General features: G+C 42.3%; 15 protein-coding genes and 1 pseudogene. 9 read left to right on the top strand and 7 right to left on the bottom strand.

All coding sequences use genetic code 11. The features are described 5' to 3' along the window. Positions 1 to 239 precede the first annotated feature (239 nt). Entirely contained in the window at positions 240 to 572 is a 333-nt protein-coding gene (locus JMW39_RS09200; protein WP_227679474.1) for a hypothetical protein, read from the bottom strand. 520 nt (positions 573 to 1,092) lie between these two features. Between JMW39_RS09200 and JMW39_RS09195 the strand changes: the two genes are divergently transcribed. The 4 genes from JMW39_RS09195 (at position 1,093) to JMW39_RS09180 (ending at position 5,106) form a co-directional block, all read left to right on the top strand. After that, on the top strand, positions 1,093 to 2,394 hold the full coding sequence (locus tag JMW39_RS09195) for a glutamate-5-semialdehyde dehydrogenase (protein WP_201546196.1): 1,302 nt from the start codon (positions 1,093 to 1,095) through the stop codon (positions 2,392 to 2,394). Between the two features lie 176 nt (positions 2,395 to 2,570). After that, positions 2,571 to 3,332, top strand: a complete 762-nt coding sequence (locus JMW39_RS13330; protein WP_201546195.1) for a ribonuclease domain-containing protein — start codon at positions 2,571 to 2,573, stop codon at positions 3,330 to 3,332. 1 nt (position 3,333) lies between these two features. Next, on the top strand, positions 3,334 to 3,756 hold the full coding sequence (locus JMW39_RS09185) for a barstar family protein (RefSeq protein ID WP_201546194.1): 423 nt from the start codon (positions 3,334 to 3,336) through the stop codon (positions 3,754 to 3,756). 78 nt (positions 3,757 to 3,834) lie between these two features. Further along, on the top strand, positions 3,835 to 5,106 hold the full coding sequence (locus JMW39_RS09180; protein WP_149490585.1) for a sodium/glutamate symporter: 1,272 nt from the start codon (positions 3,835 to 3,837) through the stop codon (positions 5,104 to 5,106). A gap of 110 nt (positions 5,107 to 5,216) precedes the next feature. On the opposite strand, the gene glyA is transcribed toward JMW39_RS09180, so the two are convergent. The 3 genes from glyA to JMW39_RS09165 form a co-directional block, all read right to left on the bottom strand. Further along, entirely contained in the window at positions 5,217 to 6,473 is a 1,257-nt protein-coding gene (gene glyA, locus JMW39_RS09175) for a serine hydroxymethyltransferase (RefSeq protein WP_149490584.1), read from the bottom strand. 401 nt (positions 6,474 to 6,874) lie between these two features. After that, positions 6,875 to 7,375 (bottom strand): chorismate--pyruvate lyase family protein, encoded by a 501-nt coding sequence (locus JMW39_RS09170; protein WP_201546193.1) that lies wholly within the window; start codon positions 7,373 to 7,375, stop codon positions 6,875 to 6,877. A 76-nt stretch (positions 7,376 to 7,451) separates the two neighbouring features. After that, positions 7,452 to 8,807: a GNAT family N-acetyltransferase gene (locus JMW39_RS09165; RefSeq protein WP_201546192.1), complete on the bottom strand. Its 1,356-nt coding sequence runs from the start codon at positions 8,805 to 8,807 to the stop codon at positions 7,452 to 7,454. Between the two features lie 903 nt (positions 8,808 to 9,710). Between JMW39_RS09165 and JMW39_RS09160 the strand changes: the two genes are divergently transcribed. Then, positions 9,711 to 11,930 (top strand): NADP-dependent isocitrate dehydrogenase, encoded by a 2,220-nt coding sequence (locus JMW39_RS09160; RefSeq protein WP_201546191.1) that lies wholly within the window; start codon positions 9,711 to 9,713, stop codon positions 11,928 to 11,930. Positions 11,931 to 12,160: 230 nt separating this feature from the next. On the opposite strand, the pseudogene JMW39_RS09155 reads toward JMW39_RS09160, so the two are convergent. After that, positions 12,161 to 12,453: pseudogene (locus JMW39_RS09155) on the bottom strand (isocitrate/isopropylmalate family dehydrogenase); the annotation flags it as partial. Between the two features lie 473 nt (positions 12,454 to 12,926). Between JMW39_RS09155 and JMW39_RS09150 the strand changes: the two are divergent. The 3 genes from JMW39_RS09150 (at position 12,927) to JMW39_RS09140 (ending at position 15,089) form a co-directional block, all read left to right on the top strand. Then, the gene (locus JMW39_RS09150) at positions 12,927 to 13,553 is read left to right on the top strand and encodes a pseudouridine synthase (RefSeq protein WP_201546190.1); all 627 of its coding nucleotides are present in this window, start codon (positions 12,927 to 12,929) and stop codon (positions 13,551 to 13,553) included. A gap of 245 nt (positions 13,554 to 13,798) precedes the next feature. Next, the gene (locus tag JMW39_RS09145; protein ID WP_201546189.1) at positions 13,799 to 14,590 is read left to right on the top strand and encodes a DUF305 domain-containing protein; all 792 of its coding nucleotides are present in this window, start codon (positions 13,799 to 13,801) and stop codon (positions 14,588 to 14,590) included. Positions 14,591 to 14,771: 181 nt separating this feature from the next. Further along, positions 14,772 to 15,089 carry a glutathione S-transferase N-terminal domain-containing protein gene (locus tag JMW39_RS09140; protein WP_265088452.1) on the top strand — a complete coding sequence of 106 codons (318 nt, stop codon included), beginning with the start codon at positions 14,772 to 14,774 and terminating at the stop codon, positions 15,087 to 15,089. Positions 15,090 to 15,242: 153 nt separating this feature from the next. On the opposite strand, the gene JMW39_RS09135 is transcribed toward JMW39_RS09140, so the two are convergent. Beyond that, positions 15,243 to 17,147, bottom strand: a complete 1,905-nt coding sequence (locus JMW39_RS09135; RefSeq protein ID WP_201546187.1) for a M61 family metallopeptidase — start codon at positions 17,145 to 17,147, stop codon at positions 15,243 to 15,245. Between the two features lie 352 nt (positions 17,148 to 17,499). On the opposite strand from JMW39_RS09135, the gene JMW39_RS09130 reads away from it, so the two are divergent. After that, positions 17,500 to 17,985: an FKBP-type peptidyl-prolyl cis-trans isomerase gene (locus tag JMW39_RS09130; protein ID WP_149490575.1), complete on the top strand. Its 486-nt coding sequence runs from the start codon at positions 17,500 to 17,502 to the stop codon at positions 17,983 to 17,985. Positions 17,986 to 18,502: 517 nt separating this feature from the next. Here the strand turns inward: JMW39_RS09130 and JMW39_RS09125 are convergent. Continuing rightward, positions 18,503 to 20,713: a carboxy terminal-processing peptidase gene (locus JMW39_RS09125; protein ID WP_201546186.1), complete on the bottom strand. Its 2,211-nt coding sequence runs from the start codon at positions 20,711 to 20,713 to the stop codon at positions 18,503 to 18,505. Positions 20,714 to 20,738 lie beyond the last annotated feature (25 nt).

Below are 20,738 nucleotides of genomic sequence, written 5' to 3'. Positions count from 1 at the left end.
ACTATCGAGGATTACTTTAATAGCGCTATTTTAATAGCATCGTTTTGATAACATTATGAGGGGTTCAATAAAGGCGCGATATTGTCGCCTATAATGCAATAAAAAGCCAAACCTTGTCACTTTTGCCTGTTAGCTTTTGACCAAGCAATATCCTTTATAAAATGAGGCCCATAACGCACCGTCAGTTATGGGCCTCATTTTATCATCTTAACACTGTTAGCGCTGTTTTATCTGCGGTCTTAGTAAGTCGAAATGTGCTCTTCGCTTTCAGTACCATCGATTCCTTCTGCATCATCGGCCGTTGCTACTGCCACATCGTCATTTGGTCCGACTGCGATCGCTTCGTTATTATTGGCAGCAGCACTGCCATTCGCGCTGGCAACAGCGACATCATCATTGCTGCCTGCTGTAGCAACGCCAGTGGCTTCATCTTCTACTGCTGTCTGCGCATCGGCTGTTGGTTGAACATCCATCGGCGCTTCATCTTTTTTGCCGCAAGCACTGATACTTAATGCCGCTGCCACCAAACCAACCGTCAACCAGTTTTTATAAGTCTTATTTTCAATCGTCATTTTGTTCTCCATCATAGGTAATAGATGTTTGTCATATTAGCGCTCACTATACTCACGATTTATGAGTACTACCTTAGCAGTTACAGCGCAGTTCTGTTAAAAATACGTAACAGCTCCCTAACTTTTAACTACTTATCTTTTTATTTATAGATGCTATTTATTGCGGATAAAATTTAAGTACGGGTAAAAACACCAATCCAAATATTTAATAAAAACAATCAAAAATGATTTCCAAGAAAACTCTACAGTGCTTGATAAACGGTCTCTGTTCACAAAATCAACTTTACTATCGGCCTCATCTACTCTATGTTAAATAGCAGAGCGCGATTAGTTTTCAAAAAACTGTCAGGTGCTAAAAAATATATTTTTGTGGATTACTGATGATAATTGGCGGCTTTAGCTGCTTTTATTTATGCCTGAATCTATATATGAGCATTTTATAAAATCTAGGATTCATAATTTAGAATTTAACATTACTAATCCAGAAATCCTCTATTGATAACTATAAGGAAGTTAATTTATGAGTCAATCGAATACCACAGATGTTGCCGCATATATGCAAAACGTTGGTCAGCAAGCACGTGCGGCATCACGAGCACTGGCGGCAGCCAATACAGGCGATAAAAATTCAGCCTTAATGGCAATCTATGATGAGTTAAAAAACGCCAAAGCCGATATTTTAGCAGCTAATAAAGTCGATATGGATAAGGGTGCACAAAACAACTTAGATGCCGCCTTGCTAGATCGCCTAGAACTAAACGACGCGCGCTTCGATAGTATGCTGCAAGGCTTAAAAGACGTCTCCGCGCTGCCCGACCCAATTGGCGCAGTGACAGATATGACCTATCAGCCATCAGGTATTCATTTGGGTAAAATGCGCGTGCCACTCGGTGTGGTCGGGATGATTTATGAGTCGCGTCCTAACGTGACCTTAGAAGCCGCTTCCTTGGCGCTAAAGTCTGGTAACGCCATTATCTTACGTGGTGGCTCTGAAGCATTTGAATCCAATCAAGCGATTGCTAAATGTATTTTAAAAGGTTTAAACAAGGTCGGTCTCTCTGAGCATAGTGTGCAAGTATTAGAGACCACTGACCGCGCTGCCGTCGGCGAGCTGATTACCATGACAGAGTATGTCGATGTTATCGTGCCACGCGGCGGTAAAGGTCTGATTGAACGTATCAGCCGTGATGCGCGCGTCCCTGTGATTAAGCATTTAGATGGTAATTGTCATACCTTTATCGATAGCGATGCCGATGCCGACATTGCTATTAAAGTTAGCGTCAATGCCAAAACCCATCGCTATGGTACCTGTAATACCATGGAAACGTTATTGGTCGATGAAGCCATCGCCGATGAGTTATTACCAAAGATTGCTGAAGCTATCGTAAAAGCTGATGACGCCATGCAACTGCGCCTTGATGACAAATCACAGGCTATTTTAAATGACAATGCTACCCTTCAAGGTCATCTGTCAGCGGCGACTAGCGAGGACTGGGATACCGAATATCTTGCGCCTATTTTAGCGGTTAAAGTGGTATCCGGTATCGATGAAGCGATTGAGCATATTAACACCCATGGCAGCCAGCATACCGACGTTATCATTACCGATAATTATACCAAATCGCAACGCTTTATCCGTGAAGTCGATTCGGCGAGCGTGATGATTAACGCTTCTAGCCGTTTCGCCGATGGGTTTGAGTATGGTCTTGGCGCTGAAATCGGTATCTCAACCGATAAAATCCATGCACGTGGACCGGTTGGGCTGGAAGGCTTAACTTCACAAAAATGGATTGTCTACGGTCATGGTGAAACACGCGCCTAGCTCAATACCTGCCTAGCGTATTATTTCCTCCCTATAATTTATGACCCAATTCAAGTATAATCAATAAAAAACGTCAGCTTCATTGCTGGCGTTTTTTTATTATTGATAAATATGCTATATATGACATATAAAAATTATTTTGCCGAATAAGAACCCCGCTATAGGAAGCCGCGCCCATGCAAAGTGGCAAGATTAAACACTGGAATGCCGATAAAGGCTATGACTTTATTGAGGTAGACAATCAAAGTGAAGATGTCTTCTTTCATATCAGCACCGTGCGCTTATCGCAACCTATAAGCGAGGGTCAACGCGTCTATTTTAACAGTCAGCGTAATGACAAAAATCAGTTGCGTGCGACTGAAGTTACCTCTAATGAATTGAGTATCTTAGAAACTGTCGATTCAAAAAATTCAGTGACTAATTCAGCGCAACACAACGTAGATAATGCACAACGCAAAAACAATCGAAATGCTCATCAGAAAAGCAATCGCCATAAAAATACTCATGGCAGCCAACATAAGAAAAGTGGCTTTTCTACTCTATTAAGTTTCATCGCCCTTATTGCTGTGGCGGTTTTTTTCTTTGGGGATTTGAAATCCAGTTTATTTGCAGATGGCACGCCAGCAACTTCTATATCGCAGACTGACTCTAACTCTAGTACAGCAGCTATCACAGGTGATGCGCAAATAGATAAGACGCTGGCGCTGATTCAACAAGGTGGTCCGTTTCCTTACCCTGATAAAGATGGCACAACTTTTTATAATCGCGAAGGTCAACTACCTGCCCAGTCGCAAGGCTATTATCGCGAATATACCGTGCCTACGCCGGGAGTTTCTGGTCGCGGCGCACGGCGTATTGTGACGGGCGGTCATCCACCGACTATTTATTATTTGACCGTCGACCATTACGATAGCTTTCGACAATTGCAGGTGAACTGATATGAGCCAAGCGATTTACTATGTTAGTCAAAACAGCATTAATCAAAACCTAATTAACCAAAATAGCATTATCAAAAACAATCAAAACAGCATTGCCCAAAAAGATGAAGCGCTTATTAACAGCATTCCTGAGCACGCGATTAACATTCCAATTAGCGATGTTTTAGATAAAGAAAGTTTGCTGAAAAGCTTAGCGAAAGCCGCCAATTTCCCAAGCTATTTTGCCCATAATTGGGACAGCGCTTGGGATTGTATGACCGACAGTGATATTACAGATTTCACGCTTTACTTAAATGAGGTAGAAAAAATCAACACTGAGGACTTTAATGTCTTTAAGAGCATCATTGAAGACGCCTACAAAGATTTTGGCAAACCGCGACTTTGGATTATTATGGCATCCGACGATTCTTTGAGTCGCCCATAAGATAAGAATCTGAATTCGAGATAAAAACAGATTTATCCCGAATTCAGGTTAATTTATATTTATATAAAGGATTAACATATGGAAATCACCCTAAACGGCTATTACACCTTGATATTAGCCACGCTGGTACTTTTGCTTGGACGCTTCTTGGTAAAGAAGATCAAGTTCTTAGAAGACTTTAATATTCCAGAGCCTGTCGCAGGCGGTCTGGTTGCTGCTGCGATTGTATATGCTCTTAATTTAATATGGGGTCATACCTTTAGCTTCAATCAAGCGTTACAAACTGCGACCATGCTGATGTTTTTTGCATCCATTGGTCTGAGTGCCGATTTTGGACGCCTTAAAGCTGGTGGTTCACCGTTACTCATTTTTACCATTGTCGTCTCCGTTTTTATTATCTTGCAGGATGTAGTTGGCGTAGCAATGGCAAGCGCGCTTGGGCTTGATCCTCTGCTCGGCTTGGTCACAGGTTCAATCGCTCTAACAGGCGGGCACGGAACGGCTGGTGCATGGGGTGTTGTGTTAGAAGAACAGTATGGTGTGGTTGGTGCCACCACATTAGGTATTGCCGTTGCTACTTATGGTTTGGTTGCAGGTGGCTTGGTTGGTGGTCCTGTTGCACGTCGATTGATCAATAAAATGGGACTTAAACCAACACCTGTCAATCCAAATCCAAGCGAGGTGGAAAAATTAGCTGGTAAGCAGTCGTTATACAGTACCAAACATACTGAAGATGACGATCATAGACATGAAGAGATGTTTGAGAAGCCTGATAACATTCGTCTGATTACCGCCTCTTCTACTATCGAAAGTTTGGCATTGTTTGCAGGCGCTTTAGCGTTTGCCGACTTGATGACCATCGTTGCACAGGGCACCGCATTTGAGCTGCCCACCTTCGTTTGGGCATTGGCAGGCGGCGTTATTATCCGTAATGCGTTAACCATGGTGTTCAATTTTGATATGTTCGACCGTGCTATCGATGTGATTGGTAATGCTTCGTTAAGCCTATTTTTAGCCATGGCGCTGTTATCCCTAAAACTGTGGGAGTTAACAGATTTGGCAGGACCGGTCTTGATAATCTTACTCGTACAAACTGCCGTCATGATTGGTTATGCTTATTTTGTCACCTTTAGAATCATGGGCAAAGATTATGATGCGGCGGTACTGGCAGCGGGACATTCGGGTTTTGGTATGGGCGCAACGCCAACGGCTATTGCTAATATGCAGGCAGTGACCGATCGCTATTTACCATCACCTAAAGCATTTTTGATTGTGCCGATGGTTGGTGCTTTCTTTGTCGATATCGTTAACGCGACTATCTTGCAGATATTTACGAAGATACCGTTTTAAACTATTGATGCAATGTCGTTAGATTAAAAATAATTTATGAAATAAAAAACCGCCTAGCAAAAGCTAAGCGGTTTTTTTATTTCTAACTTTTAAAATATCTTAATTAAAGCTCACTGATTTTTAGCATAAACAGGTAGCTCTTTACAGATAGCTTCAACTTTACCACGTACTTCAGCAGTCACTTTTTCATCACCGCGGCTATCTAGTACATCACAAATCCAACCTGCCAATTCGCCCGCTTGCGCTTCATTAAAACCGCGTGTAGTAATCGCTGGTGTACCGATACGAATACCAGAGGTCACGAATGGAGATTTTGGATCATTTGGAACGGCGTTTTTATTGACCGTAATGTGCGCATCACCTAACCATTTATCGGCTTCTTTACCCGTCATTTCTTGCTTAACCAAGCTGATAAGCATCAAGTGGTTTTCAGTACCACCAGAGATGATTTCATAGCCACGGTCGATGATAACTTTTGCCATCGCTTGTGCATTTTTGACCACTTGCTGCTGATAGGTTTTAAAGTCATCTTCTAATGCTTCTTTGAATGATACCGCTTTGGCAGCGATAACGTGCATCAGTGGACCACCTTGGTTGCCTGGGAATACCGCTGAATTTAATTTTTTGGCAAGCTTCTCATCACGAGCAAGAATCATACCTGAACGTGGGCCACGTAAGGTTTTATGCGTTGTGGTAGTCACCACATCCGCAAATGGTACTGGGCTTGGATAAACGCCAGCAGCGACCAGACCAGCTACATGAGCCATATCGACTAGTAAATAAGCACCCACTTCGTCAGCGATTTCGCGGAAACGTGCCCAATCTACTACTTGTGAATAGGCTGAGAAACCCGCGATAATCATTTTAGGCTTGTGCTCTTTTGCCAAACGCTCAACTTCGTCATAATCGATAAGACCCGTTTCTTCAACCAAGCCATACTGTACCGCGTTGTAGTTCAGACCTGAGAAGTTGATATGTGCGCCATGGGTCAAATGACCACCCGCATCTAAGCTCATGCCAAGGACGGTATCATTGGCTTCTAATAATGCTAAGAAAACAGCAGAGTTTGCTTGGCTACCAGAATGCGGTTGTACGTTCACATATTCTGCACCAAACAATTCTTTTGCACGGTCGATGGCCAATTGCTCAACGACGTCAACATGCTCACAGCCACCATAATAACGCTTGCCAGGATAACCTTCAGCGTATTTATTGGTCAGGTCAGTGCCTTGTGCTTCCATCACTGCTTGTGAGCAGTAGTTTTCTGAAGCGATAAGCTCAATGTGGTTTTCTTGACGAACGCTTTCAGCGGCCATGGCTTCAGCAAGTACTGGATCAAATTCTTTGATAGAAATATCTTTAAACATAGTGATGTCCTAGGTAGTGGCTATCGTTAATGGTAGTGCTCATTGAAAAGAGGCGAGTAATAAAAGGAGGTGAAAATGGGCAAGCAAAGGCAATTGACCTATTAATGACTTGTCCAAATTGGCAATAAATTCGATGCTAGTAGGCATCGATATCATCGCTACAGATTAAGTGTAGCATGAAACTTTGTGCTATGAGCGCAAAAAAACCTCACTGTAAGCTGAAGGAATTAAATGGCGTTATTAGAGAAATAAATGCGTAATGAAATCATTGTTTTATCTTTCTTACTTCTAAGTCTTAGCCGATTTGTTAGTCAAATAATTATTTATCGCCCATAAAAAAAACAGCCACTTTAAGGTGACTGTTTTATTTATTGATACATTAGTTAATGCATGCATCAACATTAAGTAGCACTAGACAAAAACGCCGCTAAAAAAGTCTCACTGATAAGTATGTTACGACCATACCAGTCATAAAGTGTCTGCCGTTGCCAACCATCTGCCGTATGTTCGATAGAACGCTGATTGGGCAAGGTACGACTGCGCTTAAATAACACATAGCCAATCGGCGTACTTTTTAGCTGCTGTAGACGGCGTGCCTGCCCCTTCAAACTCGCTAAAGGAAAAATACTTTGCGCTTGCACCCATGGCTTTACATCATTGCCATATAACTGTGCTTCGCGTACCCAGGCCAAGAGCGGGCGACTCAGCGCCGCGCCTTGAACCCCTAATTGTTTTTTTTGCGCTAGGGACAATAATCGATAACCCTCAAAGCTACGCTCGACGCGTAACGGTTGCCCTGCTTTTACCTCAAGCATGGCAGTGAGCGAACCTTCAGTATTGAGAAAATCTAATAGCTCAATGGGAGCAGATAGCGGGTTAGAACAAGAAAAATTACAGGTCATAGTTTACGGCTGATAGGAAAAGGTTAAGGAGAAAGCTATTACATAGGCAATTGCTAAAAAAACGATATATCTAACATTAATCAGTACTATCAAACGTCGGCATATTATCAATGTTAAAGGGCAAGGCTTCAAACGCCTGCTCTCGATACTGCGCCATATGCATGCGATCTTTGGCACAAAAATCGCTAATCGCTGAGACAAAACGCGCATCATAAATGCGATGCAATGAGTGAGTCTTGGTCGGAATAAAACCTCGAATCAGCTTATGCTCGCCTTGAGTGCCTGGGTCAAAATACGTCAAACCTTGCTCAATAGCGAACTCGATACCTTGATAATAACACAGCTCAAAGTGCAGGCTATCATACTCACCAAGCGCGCCCCAATAACGACCGTAAAGCGTTGCGTTTTTACTCTCTGGCTTATCGTATAAAAACAAACTACTTGCGATAATATTAGCATTGGTATCAAACGCTTGCGCCAGCATCAAATGCTCAGGCATGCTAGCAGCTAATTTCTTGAAAAGATCTAACGTCAAATAAGGCTGCTGCCCTCTTACGGCGTATGTCATCACATAACAATGATAAAACGTTTTCCAATCTTCTTCAGTGATAGCAGCGCCGCATTTGCGCTGGCATATAATACCTTGCTCGGCAACTTTACGCCGCTCAGCACGAATGGTCTTGCGTTTTTTGGCTCTGAGTGTTGCCAAAAATGCCTCAAAGTCTGCAAATTGTTCATTATTTTGACCGATATTTTTATTCTGCCATAGAAACTGACAGCCTTGGCGCTCCAATATCGGTAACTCAATCGGTTTTGCCTCATCGCCATTTGCTTGACGTTTAAGCGCCATTTCTATATCGATATCAGTCGGCAGCGCTGTATTGGCGATAGCAGCCATCTCAGACGTAACAAACAAACCATGCCAACCAGAGGCCCCTACTTGCTGAGCGATATCATCAACCCCTGCGATAGCTGCCTTTAAAATATCAGCATTTAGCGCCTCACCCTCCGCTAGCCATAAACGCTCGCCGGTCACTGGCGTATAAGGCGCGCTAGTAACTAGGCGAGGATAATAATCGAGTCCATACTGCGCATAAGCTTGTGCCCACGCATGGTCAAATACGAACTCGCCTTGATGATGACCTTTAATAAAAACAGGCATGACCGCAATAGGCTGGCCTATTTGTTCTGCAGATAGCTTTGATGAAGATAGCTTTGCCGAAGATAATGCTTCCTCAGTTACATCATTAGCTATATCGTTTGAGCGATGGATTAAGATATAAATCGGCAACCAACCTGCTTTTTCGCCGATTGCGCCCGTATCACTCAATGCTTGCCAAAACCCAAACGACATAAAAGGCGTATCTGGCGTTTGCCAATTGGTCAAATGCTGCCAACTGCTATCGCTGAGTAACGCATATTGTAAATTCATAATTCCCACACTATTACCATACTGGTTTTTAGATTGTTTTTCTTTAACGTTTAGCCTATCAAATAATCACAGCTTTACTGTCATAATTTGCAAAAACTTATGAATTTCTCATATCAGTAAAATAAAATATTTTTAGCTAAACAGTTTAAAAAGGGAGCATGAAAAAACCATCGACAACGATATCGACAGAGGTGTAGAGAACTTAACGGACTCGTTTCTGAAGCGTTATTTTATTTTTGTAGTTTAGATTCAGATTAAGGCCTAGGTTAGGCTATGGAATACGGTGAACGCTAGAGAAATAGCTATGTTAAAGAGCGACTTTTAAAGGAAGGTATTACTTTTGAGAGAATTAATATTTTAACAACCTCTGTATTTGAGAAATACGCCTATGAATGCAGAAAATAGTATTAAAAGCGTGCAAATTGTCTGCAAAGGATGATATCGAGGCTGATGACTGGTAGAATAAGGTTATTACTAGCTTAATATAATTCAGATACATAGGATATGAGCGAAAATAGTATACTTAGTTCAATGTACAAGATTGACATCATATAGAATTTATAGTGGATCGACTATAATATGGCGTCAGTCATACATTCTCAGACCATTTTAGTCTGAGAGCTTTGAAGTAAATGGTCAAGATGACCTTTAAATAATGACCTTTAATAAAATACATGCTTGCTACAGCGACTTTTTAAGAAAGGCCAACCTAAGAAAGGTCAGTCACTGCTTATGAAAGATTTTTCTAGCAATCTTGACACTCTAGAATGGCAATAAACGACGACACTTGATGTATTTGAACTAGACCCGTAGCCCATTATTGTATGAAGGCTGTATAGAGCTGTTAAATGATATTTCAGCTTTATTGACCTCATTAATGACAACAAGGAATACTCTACTAACATGTCAAAAATTATTTATACAAAAACTGACGAAGCCCCAGCGCTTGCAACCTTATCATTCCTGCCGATTGTAAAAGCCTTTACCCAAACAGCAGGCATCGAAGTTGAAACCAGTGATATCTCGGTTGCCGCGCGTGTGTTGGCTGAATTTCCAGAATACTTAACGGAAGAGCAGCGCGTTCCTAATAACTTAGCTGCGCTTGGTGAGTTGACCCAAGATCCAAACGCCAATATCATCAAATTGCCAAATATCAGTGCCTCTGTGGGGCAATTAAAAGCGGCAATTAAAGAGATACAAAGCAAAGGCTACGCGATTCCTGACTTTCCAGATGAGCCTCAAACGGAAGAAGAAGAAGAAATCCGTCGCCGCTATGGTAAAAGCCTAGGCAGCTCGGTAAACCCTGTCATACGTGAAGGTAACTCAGACCGCCGTGCGCCAAAAGCAGTGAAAAACTACGCCCGTAAGCACCCGCATTCTATGGGTGAATGGAAGCAATGGTCACAGACGCACGTCTCACACATGCACAGTGGCGACTTCTATGACGGCGAACAATCGATTACCTTAGATAAAGCCCGCACCGTACGTATGGAGCGCGTGGCTGAAGACGGCACGGTTAATGTCTTCAAATCAGGTATTGCTTTGCTCGATAAAGAAGTCATCGACTTAATGTTTATGAGCAAAAAAGCGCTGCTTGACTTTTATGAGCGTGAAATGGAAGATTGCCGTGAAGCCGGTATCTTATTTTCACTACACGTAAAAGCCACTATGATGAAGGTCTCGCACCCTATCGTCTTTGGACACGCGGTTAAAACCTATTATAAAGATGCCTTTAATAAACATGGTGCATTATTTGACGAGTTAGGTATCAACGTCAATAATGGCATGGCAAGTTTGTACGAAAAAATTGCTGAATTGCCAGCCAGCTTACGTGAAGAGATTGAGCGTGATTTACATGCTTGCCAAGTGCATCGTCCTCGTCTAGCGATGGTAGATTCATCAAAAGGTATCACCAACTTTCATTCACCAAGTGATGTGATTGTCGATGCTTCTATGCCTGCTATGATTCGTAACGGCGGTAAAATGTGGGGTGCTGATGGCAAACTATATGACTGTAAAGCAGTCATGCCTGAGTCTACTTTTGCGCGTATTTACCAAGAAATGATTAATTTCTGTAAATGGCATGGCAACTTTGACCCAACTACTATGGGTACCGTACCTAACGTTGGCTTGATGGCGCAAAAAGCAGAAGAATATGGCTCACATGATAAAACCTTCGAAGCAAGCGATTCAGGTATAGCTCGTATCGTTGATGAAGAAACCAATGAAGTATTGCTTGAGCAACGTGTTGAGAAAGGTGATATCTGGCGTATGTGTCAGGTCAAAGACGAGCCAATCCAAGATTGGGTCAAGCTTGCGGTACGCCGTGCTCGCGAATCAGATACGCCGGTTATCTTCTGGCTCGACCCTTACCGTCCACATGAAAACGAGCTGATCAAAAAAGTACAAATGTACTTAAAAGATTATGACACCGACGGTCTACATATTGAAATCATGTCACAGGTTCGTGCGATGCGTTATACCTTGGAGCGCGTTGCTCGTGGTCTAGATACCATTTCTGCCACCGGTAATATTTTGCGCGATTATCTGACTGACTTGTTCCCAATTTTAGAATTAGGCACCAGTGCTAAAATGTTGTCAGTTGTGCCACTAATGAAAGGCGGCGGTTTGTTTGAAACAGGCGCAGGTGGTTCAGCACCGAAACACGTGCAACAGCTGCTTGAAGAAAATCATCTACGTTGGGATTCTCTCGGTGAGTTCTTAGCCTTGACCGAATCTTTAGAGCATTTAGCCAAAAATGACAACAATGCCAAAGCAAAAATATTGGCAGATACGCTTGATAGAGCTACTGAAACGCTGCTATTAAATGACAAATCACCTTCACGTAAAACGGGTGAGCTTGATAACCGTGGTAGCCATTTTTATCTAGCAAAATATTGGGCCGAAGAGTTGGCCGCTCAAGACAAAGATAGCGAGCTAAAAGCACAGTTTGCACCACTGGCGCAAAAGCTTGAAAGCAATGAAGCCGCTATCGTTGAGCAGCTCAATGCAGTTCAAGGCAAAGCCATGGATCTAAAAGGTTATTACTTAGCAGATGAAGAGCTAGCTGAGAAAGCCATGCGTCCAAGTCCTTTATTTAACGAAGCCATTGCTTCTTTATAATAGGTGCTTCATTGTAATTAATGCTTCGTTGTAATTAGCTTTACATTAGAACTAGCAAGCTTTGCTAAAATCGTAATCAATAAAACGCCCCAAAGGTCTCAGACTTTTGGGGTATTTTTTATGGCTAAATAACTGAACAACCATAAAAAAGCCATATACATTAAGTAGATGGCTTTTAAAAATATAACTTGGTAAAACTTAGCTAACCAGTCGCGTAACTTCCTGACTTATTAAGCATCCATATGTTTAATAATGGCTTTACCAAACTCAGAGCTGCTGAGCAAAATAGCATCTGGCATCAAGCGTTCAAAGTCATAAGTCACGGTCTTATTTTTAATCGCTCCTTTAATACCATCGATCACAAGTCTGCAGCTTCTGTCCAACCCATATCGCGGAGCATAATTTCAGCAGATAGAATCAATGAGCCTAGATTGACTTTGTCTTGACCGGCATAATTAGGCGCTGTACCGTGAGTTGCCTCATAAACGGCGATTGAACCGCCTTTATTGGCACCCGGTGCGATAGCGCTATCTGAGCGGGACATATTGAACAGAACATAGCTAAGCCGACATGCTTGGCGAGGTGATGTATAATACTATTAAAAGTAATATTTAAAGATATTGTTACTTGTAGGATTAATAATTTCTTAAGAATCATTTAAAAGAGTCAAAGCTACCGCAAAAAATTGCCAAGCTACTTAGCTGTAAAATACAAAGTTATTAGAATAATTAGAAATACATTTTATAAACTAGATAATGGTAAAAAACTATAAGCTATCCTATTCATTGCAATAAGATAACGGCCGCGCTGATAATTTTTGTTTAGTATGAGCCATTTTTATTTATCAACATTATAAATACCACAATCTTATTATGGTTATTGACAATCATAAAAATCGACTTATAACACGTTTAGTTTTTTAGCAAACACTCACTGTTTTAATATTGCTTATATTTATCCTATATTCAGTTTTTTATCTTTTGGAAACGCTATTTTATGTCGACCTCCAGCCTGATTTTATTCAACAAGCCTTACGGAGTACAAAGTCAATTTCGTGATGACAGCAATAATGACCACAGTACCTTATCAGAGTATTTCACCGATAAATCTCTTCGTATTGCTGGTCGACTGGATGCCACCTCAGAAGGCTTGCTGATATTGACCAGTGACGGACGGGTTAACAAAGCCATTACCCAGCCGCCATCAATCAAGAATTTTGCACAGAATAAGCAAAAACAAGGTAAAACCTATTTGGTACAAGTCGAAGGTTTAATAAGCGCTGCTCAATTAAAGCAATTGGCTGTTGGGGTCCATTTAAAAGATGGCAAAACTTTACCAGCGACTGCGCTACAGGTCGACGAAGCAGACTTGCCAATTGACTTATGGCAACGTGATCCGCCTATCCGTGAGCGCAAAAGTGTGCCAACCTCATGGCTTATGCTGACCATCTATGAAGGTAAAAATCGTCAAGTTCGACGTATGACCGCGCATGTAGGACTGCCTTGTTTGCGCCTAGTACGCTGGTCAGTGGCAGGATTTGAGCTTGGAGAACTGGGCGTTGGTGAATTTGTGCGTATTCATTTAAGTAGTGAACGTTGTCAGCAACTAGGTGTTATTGATTAGCTCGCTAGTATCGTAAATTGTATGTTTCTATTAAATTTAAGCACTCATAAATTGGCTTTGCTGTTACGCTCGTTAAAGATATTACGACTTGTTAAACATAGCGTCTCGAACGAGTAAGATTTATCTGTTAAGCTGAAAAACCATGTTATCTTTGGGCTATATCTGTATTTAATATAGCGGATATCGCGTGCAGCTTGCTTATTTTTTGTCCGATTTGTTACTTTTATTGATAGTAAGGATATATTGTGATCGCTTCTCGTCGTTTTACCTTGTTTGTCACTAGTATCTTTGCGGCCTTGCTGCTGAGTGCTTGCCAGCCAAAAACAGAGGATACTGAGGTAACACCGTCAGAAGAATCCATAGCAACCACGACTGAGCCGTCTGAAGCAGCTGACGATATGGACGCACATGCTGGCCATGATATGACTGAGACTGGCGATGCAGTAGACGAAGCACAAATGACGGACATGCTACAAGACTATACGAAGTCGATGACCAGTATGCACAATGAGATGATGGTTGGTATGGGCTATAACGATCCCGATACCGCCTTTGCTAAAGGGATGCTCGGTCATCATCGTGGCGCGGTCGATATGGCAAAGATTGAGCTAAAATATGGCACTGATGAGACCATGCGCAAGCTTGCCCAAGACATCATCGACTCTCAGCAAGTTGAAATCGATATTATGAATAAATGGCTGGCCAGCCACCCTGATGCGCCCGAACCTAAACCCAATACTGAGGCCATGCAAGAGGCCTATGCTAAAGGGATGAACACCATGCATAGCGACATGATGTTAGGCATTGCAGAGCCTGAGGCTGATATGGCATTTGCGCGCGGTATGCTGCCGCATCATATTGGCGCGATCGATATGGCAAAAGTACAGCTCAAATATGGTACTGATGAAGAAATGCGTAAATTGGCACAAGATATTATCAATGCCCAAGAGCCTGAAATCGAAATAATGCAAGATTGGATTGGCAGAACATCATTTGATGGCAAAGAGACTAATAATCTAACTGATAGCGCTCAGTAGATGCTAGATAGACAACTTTCAAGAATAAGCTAACTTATTATAGATTTTTGATTTACAGATATTACCGCTTAACTGAATACTTAAACGAGGAAGTGGTATTATCTCTCACACGATATAATCTATAGAGGTCTGTATGTTAGTTAATCTTATAAGAGAAGGTTTAGGACGGATCATTGCTGCTGTGAGTATATTAACTCAAGGTAAGCCAATGGCACGTAGTCAGGAACAGCAAGCGGAAGTGACTGCTGCCTGTAAAAATTTATCGCTATATCAATTTTATGCCTGTCCTTTTTGTATAAAAGTACGACGTAAAATGCATCAATTAAATTTACCTATCGAATTTCGAGATATTAAAAAAAATCTAGAATTTCGCAGTGAGCTCGCTGAGAATGGTGGGCGCGTCAAAGTACCTTGTTTACGTATTGAGGAAAATGGCGAGGTTCAGTGGATGTATGAATCGAATGATATTATCGCTTATTTACAGAAACGCTTTGGCTAATATTCCTGATCAGTGAAAGACACTATCGGCTCGGGTTAGTAGGAACGTAACCCGAGCATTTATTTATCAGATTATTTATCATATCAAGTCAGGTGCATTCTTTACTAACCCTACCTACTATTACTATGCATTGATTTAAAAAGTTTTATCTCTTTAAGACTTAACAAAGTCAGGTGTTAACCATTTATCAAACCCTAACTTTTCCAGCTTTAGATTCACCTTATGCGGACTGGCTGTGCCTACTTTATCTTGTTGGGTATCTCTTATTTCACTTGCCACATTCGCTGCTACGCTGACACACATCAACTCGTCACGACGGAATAAATGACATTCAGTCTCAGATTGCGCCATTGATACAGCAGCCAGTTGCTTACTGTCAGCTCTGATACCATCAAGAGCAATGATGACATCATGCGCAGATATGCCTGCTTTAGCAGCAGCGCTTGCACGCCTTACCTGATTCACCATAAGTCCAGCAGGCGTTTCCGTACATCGCATGCCCCACGGTAGAGATTTATCAGCCGTTTCTTTAGTGTTGCTATGCACTGTAATACCGTTTGCCGCAAGTAGCTCTTGCATCGGTAACTCTTCAACGCCATTGACATAACGTCGCTCAAAATCTTGCCAATCCGCTAACGGTATAAACTGCGCGATTACCGTTCCCATATCGGCACTATTGATACCAATACGCTGATTGTCATTTTGCTTCGCTTGCTCATAAAAGGCTTTGACCACATCAAACAAACGATAACGACCGTCACTTTTTTCAAGTAACGTTAAATCCAAACATAACGCCACCAAAGCGCCTTTATTGTAATAACTGATACCAGCATTACCCGTATTTTCATCATTGCGATATAGCTTAATCCAAGCGTCAAAGCTCGACTCGGCAACGCTTTGATGCGCGCGCCCAGGAGTTTGATAATAGCGATTAATTTGCTCGGTTAGTAATTTAAGATAACTTGCCTTATCAATGACGCCTGAAGCTTGCAACATAAAATCATCGATATAAGAGGTGAAACCTTCAAAAACCCATAACAATGGCGTAAAGGCTTCGCGTCGTAAATCCACATCCAACATCACATCTGGACGCACTGTTTTCACCCACCACGCATGAAAGTATTCATGGCTGCATAAGCCCAAAAAGCGTTGATAATCGGCGCTTGGTACTTTTGGCTCATCAACGCTGGGTAAATCGCGACGCGGGGTGATCAAACTGGTCGAATTGATATGCTCAAGACCACCGTAATCCTGACCACTGGCAAAGGTCATAAAAGTGTAATCATCAAATGGCGCATCACCGAGCCAATCTAAATAAGTTTGACAGATTTGAGTGACGTCTTGCTGCAAACGTCCCATATTGGCACTATGCTTACCTGCTAGATAGAAATGGTGGCTAATCGTCTGGTGCTTATCATCTTGAATAATGAAATCAAAGGTATCTTGTTCCCCAATCTCAAACGGATAGTCGATAAGCTCTTGATAACTGTCTGCTCGTAGAGTATATATTCGCAGCTTAGCACTCTGTGATGGTATTGCCTCAAGTCCGCATGCCAAGCGCACACGGCTATCGTCTTTGTCGGCCAAAAATGCCGCTGGCACGATTAAATTAACTTCTATTACTTTTTGCTCTTGTCCCTCAATCGCTAAGGCAAGCGAGGTAAAATTGCCATAAAGACGCTGCTGGTCAACATAAGCGGTACGCACAGATAAATCATAACAATACACTTCATAGCTGACGTCTACTACCTGCTCCGCTTTAGCATGTGGCAGTTGCCAAGTATTTTTATCGGTCTTTATTGCGCGGTACACCTCCGACCATTCATCATCCATTATTCGATAATGTACCGCGGTGATATTACGGGCAAATTCACGCATTAAATAACTACCCGGTATCCATGCTGGCAACCACAAACTTGGCGTGTCAGTACCGGCGGTAAAGGTAAGCGATACGTCGACCAAATGCTCTAAAAAGCGCGCAAAGTCGAATTGGTAAGAGATATTGGTAGTTTGCTGGTTCCAAGTATTAACCGTTAAAGCTTGAGAAGATGCAGTCATTATCATTATTTATCCTTATGTTTGTCACTATTCTTATTGTTATGGTCGTCTCTATGGTAGGAGTCATTATGCAAAAACGCAACTGGCAAACCTTAAACCACTGACGTTAAAGCGGGCAAAAATTAGAAAAATCATATTTATTTACATTAATTAGGCGATTAAATGGCATTTTTTATGTTTTTAACCTTGAAACCGATAGCAGGCATCGCAATTAAAGATGCTAACTGCTAAAGTTACCCTAATAAACTGATGATAATTGACTAATGACGTGGCTATTTGGCTGGCTGATTGGCTTTTTTAGGTTTATTCCAACCGTATTTAAATTTTAATATCGACATATTTAGGATAATTTATGACTACTATCGCAAAAGACACTGCCGTCAAGTTCAACTACACCCTAAAAGACGACGAAGGCAATATCCTTGACCAGTCTCCAGAAGGTCAACCGCTTGCTTATTTACATGGCCATAGCAACATCATCCCAGGTCTTGAGCAACAACTAGAAGGCAAATCTGCTGGCGAAAGAGTCAATGCCGTTGTAGAGCCTGCTGATGGTTACGGCGAATACCAAGAACAAGCGGTACAACATGTACCACGTGAAAACTTCCAAGGCGTTGAAGATATCCAGCCTGGTATGCAGTTTCAGTCAGAAGCGGGCGGTCAAGTTATGCTGGTTACCGTTACTGACGTAAACGACAAAGAAGTGACTGTTGATGCAAACCATCCATTGGCTGGTAAGCGTTTGACGTTTGATGTTGAAATTCAAGAAGTACGCGCAGCAACTGAAGACGAATTGAACCATGGCCATATCCATGGCGCTGGTGGCGTTGAGCACTAATCTCTTTTCGAGTTTAGCGTATTATTTTTAGTATGGTTAGACGAATACTTTGTTATTAATAATAGTGTTGTCTAACTCAAAAAGGTCAGTAGAACAATCTACTGACCTTTTTTTGCACCAATTTTAATAAAAATCTTGTCGCATAAGTCAATTTCTAAAAAATGACTCTTATAAGCATTGTAGAGATTACAGACGTAACAAAGCCGCATAACGACAAGCATTATGCGGCTTTTATCACTAACCATCCATGTTAATGTTATTAGATACTTAATCCCGGAGCATCTTATAACGTTCAGGCTTCCAACCTTATCATCCCTAATCAGCAAACCATCTATCCCTGATGCGACCTTTAAGATACCAATCCCTAGTACCTATGAACCTTTTCGTTCAATCGTGCCGTACAGTTATAATCGCAGATTGACGTGAGGTTAGTAAGAGGTCAAAACGTCAATACATGTAAGCATATGCTTACATGCACTTTTATAGCTAATAGGCAGCGCTAAAAAGGTGCGATTCTTTATAGCTTTTCTTCTGGACTAACCTGCACCTTTGCATCAGCGCTAAGCATGATATAAGCCGCTTCTTTAATGAACGCCTCATCCTCAGGTAACTCAGGACGCTCACTTTCTTTCATCTGACTGCGCTCTTCAAATTTTGCATCCATTGCCGCTTGATAAGTATTCCAGTTGGCATAAGGACGCTCACCTGTTGCGATAAGGCGTTTATTTTCAGCTTCCAATGAGCGTTTTTCTATTAGCTGCATTTTGGCGCGGCGACTATTGATATCGAGAGGAATCGGTTTTTTCTCATCTTCCATATTACGAATATCATTTAGCGTTGATAGATAAGCAAAATGCGGATTTTGCTGCTGACGGATTTTTGATTGCTGATTTAGCGTTGCTAACGTATTGGCAGAGAATTTACCTTCAGGTTTATAAGGCGCGGTTTTAATGGTATCCCAAGGTAGGGCTTTTTTCTGGGCGCGCTCGCCAAAGGTCGCATCATCGTAAATATTGACCAATTCAATATCAGGAACCACGCCTTTGTTTTGCGTACTGCCGCCTGTGATGCGGTAGAACTTACGCTGCGTTAGCGTTGCTGTACCTAAAGCCAAGCTATCAAGCTGAATCTGCGCCGAGCCTTTACCCGTCGTTGTACTACCGACAACCAGACCACGGCCATAATCCTGAATCGCTGCAGCGAAAATCTCACTAGCAGAGGCAGACGCTAGATTGGTAATAACAACGACTTTGCCATCATAAAGCTGCTCGCCGCCATCGTCATCGCGGTAGACTTGAATGTTGCCGCGATTGTCACGAATCTGCACCAGTGGTCCGCTCTTGATAAAGAAGCCGAGCATCTTAGCAACCTCATCGAGCGAGCCGCCTGGGTTATTACGCAAATCAACCACCAGACCGTCGATATTTTCTTTATTCAGCGCTTTGAGTGCTTTTTCGGTATCATCACTGACGCTACGGTACTCTTCGCCATTGCGGCGGGCGCGATAGTTGAGATAAAAGCTTGGTATCTCAAGTACACCGATACGTTTTGGGGTTTTGTCGATATTAGGACGTTGTACTTCAACGACGCGTTTCTTCACGCCCGACTCTTCCTGCTGAATAATATCGCGAACCACGGTTACATTACGGGCGCTCGCATCAGGGGTATTCGGTTGACGTACTTTGATAGTCACCGACGTGCCACGTTTACCACGAATTAGGCCAACAATTTCACGCGTTGACCAACCAACCACATCGATCATGGTTTCGCCGTCTTTGGCAATACCGACAATCAAATCATTGGGTTTAATCTGACCAGATTTAGCCGCTGGACCACCGTCTACCAAGGTGACAATGCGAGTATAATCAGGGTTTTTACGGTCAGGGCGAATGGAAACCCCAATCCCTTCTAACTGCAGACTCGATTGAATTTGCAACTCGTTGGCTTGAATCGGCGCATAATAATTACTGTGCGGATCATAAGTCAGCATCGCCGTATTTAAGATGGTTTCCATGATTTCATCATCTTTCAGACGCGAAAGCTGCTCTTGCTGGCGTGATAAACGATTCACCAAAATCTCACTCGGCGTGCGCTCATCATTACGCACTAAGTCTTGCCCGCGCGTGATATCAGGATTGGTTAAAAATACTTTTTCTTTAGCCTTCTCATCTTCTTGACCCAAAGTAATACTCATCAGCTGAAACTTCAGCTGACGCTTCCAATAATCGCGCTGCTCTTTTTTGGTTTTAAAGTGGCTGAGCTTTTCGCGGTCAAGCACGATGCTATCTTTACTGGTTAAATCAAGATCTGTTTTTAGCAGCTTTTTTGTTAAGGCAAAGTATTCATTAGAGCGTGTACGATAGCGCTCAAACACTTCTACGCCCGCAGATAAGTCACCGCGTTTTAGCCGCGCACCAAACTCATCAGCATATTTTTTCTTAAATTCATCGACATCAGATTGCAAAAACAACGTATGGTTTGGATCGAGGCTATCGATATACATGGATAGAATCTCGCTACCCGTTGCGGTATCAAGTGGCTGATTGAGATAATGGCTACGATCTAGCAATGCCGCTACCTGACGGGTAGTGACCTGCTGCTCAGGCGTGGCCTTAAAGCCTGCAGTATTGCTATCAGCCATTGCGGTGCCATAGCTTTGGGTAAGAATAAGACCAGCGATACCCACTGACGCTGCACTGAGTAACCACTGTGCTGGTTGTTTTTTCATCATATATACCTAATTTTTTTAAGTG

The organism is Psychrobacter immobilis (assembly GCF_904846175.1).
Taxonomy (GTDB): domain Bacteria; phylum Pseudomonadota; class Gammaproteobacteria; order Pseudomonadales; family Moraxellaceae; genus Psychrobacter; species Psychrobacter immobilis_E.
Note: the sequence above shows the minus strand (reverse complement) of the source record. Positions and strands in the feature narration are given on the sequence as shown.

Excerpts from the sequence above, each read along its gene's own strand:
- JMW39_RS09200 (WP_227679474.1), bottom strand. The coding sequence starts at position 572 with ATGACGATTGAAAATAAGACTTATAAAAACTGGTTGACGGTTGGTTTG.
- JMW39_RS09195 (WP_201546196.1), top strand. The coding sequence starts at position 1,093 with ATGAGTCAATCGAATACCACAGATGTTGCCGCATATATGCAAAACGTT.
- JMW39_RS13330 (WP_201546195.1), top strand. The coding sequence starts at position 2,571 with ATGCAAAGTGGCAAGATTAAACACTGGAATGCCGATAAAGGCTATGAC.
- JMW39_RS09185 (WP_201546194.1), top strand. The coding sequence starts at position 3,334 with ATGAGCCAAGCGATTTACTATGTTAGTCAAAACAGCATTAATCAAAAC.
- JMW39_RS09180 (WP_149490585.1), top strand. The coding sequence starts at position 3,835 with ATGGAAATCACCCTAAACGGCTATTACACCTTGATATTAGCCACGCTG.
- glyA (WP_149490584.1), bottom strand. The coding sequence starts at position 6,473 with ATGTTTAAAGATATTTCTATCAAAGAATTTGATCCAGTACTTGCTGAA.
- JMW39_RS09170 (WP_201546193.1), bottom strand. The coding sequence starts at position 7,375 with ATGACCTGTAATTTTTCTTGTTCTAACCCGCTATCTGCTCCCATTGAG.
- JMW39_RS09165 (WP_201546192.1), bottom strand. The coding sequence starts at position 8,807 with ATGAATTTACAATATGCGTTACTCAGCGATAGCAGTTGGCAGCATTTG.
- JMW39_RS09160 (WP_201546191.1), top strand. The coding sequence starts at position 9,711 with ATGTCAAAAATTATTTATACAAAAACTGACGAAGCCCCAGCGCTTGCA.
- JMW39_RS09150 (WP_201546190.1), top strand. The coding sequence starts at position 12,927 with ATGTCGACCTCCAGCCTGATTTTATTCAACAAGCCTTACGGAGTACAA.
- JMW39_RS09135 (WP_201546187.1), bottom strand. The coding sequence starts at position 17,147 with ATGACTGCATCTTCTCAAGCTTTAACGGTTAATACTTGGAACCAGCAA.
- JMW39_RS09130 (WP_149490575.1), top strand. The coding sequence starts at position 17,500 with ATGACTACTATCGCAAAAGACACTGCCGTCAAGTTCAACTACACCCTA.
- JMW39_RS09125 (WP_201546186.1), bottom strand. The coding sequence starts at position 20,713 with ATGAAAAAACAACCAGCACAGTGGTTACTCAGTGCAGCGTCAGTGGGT.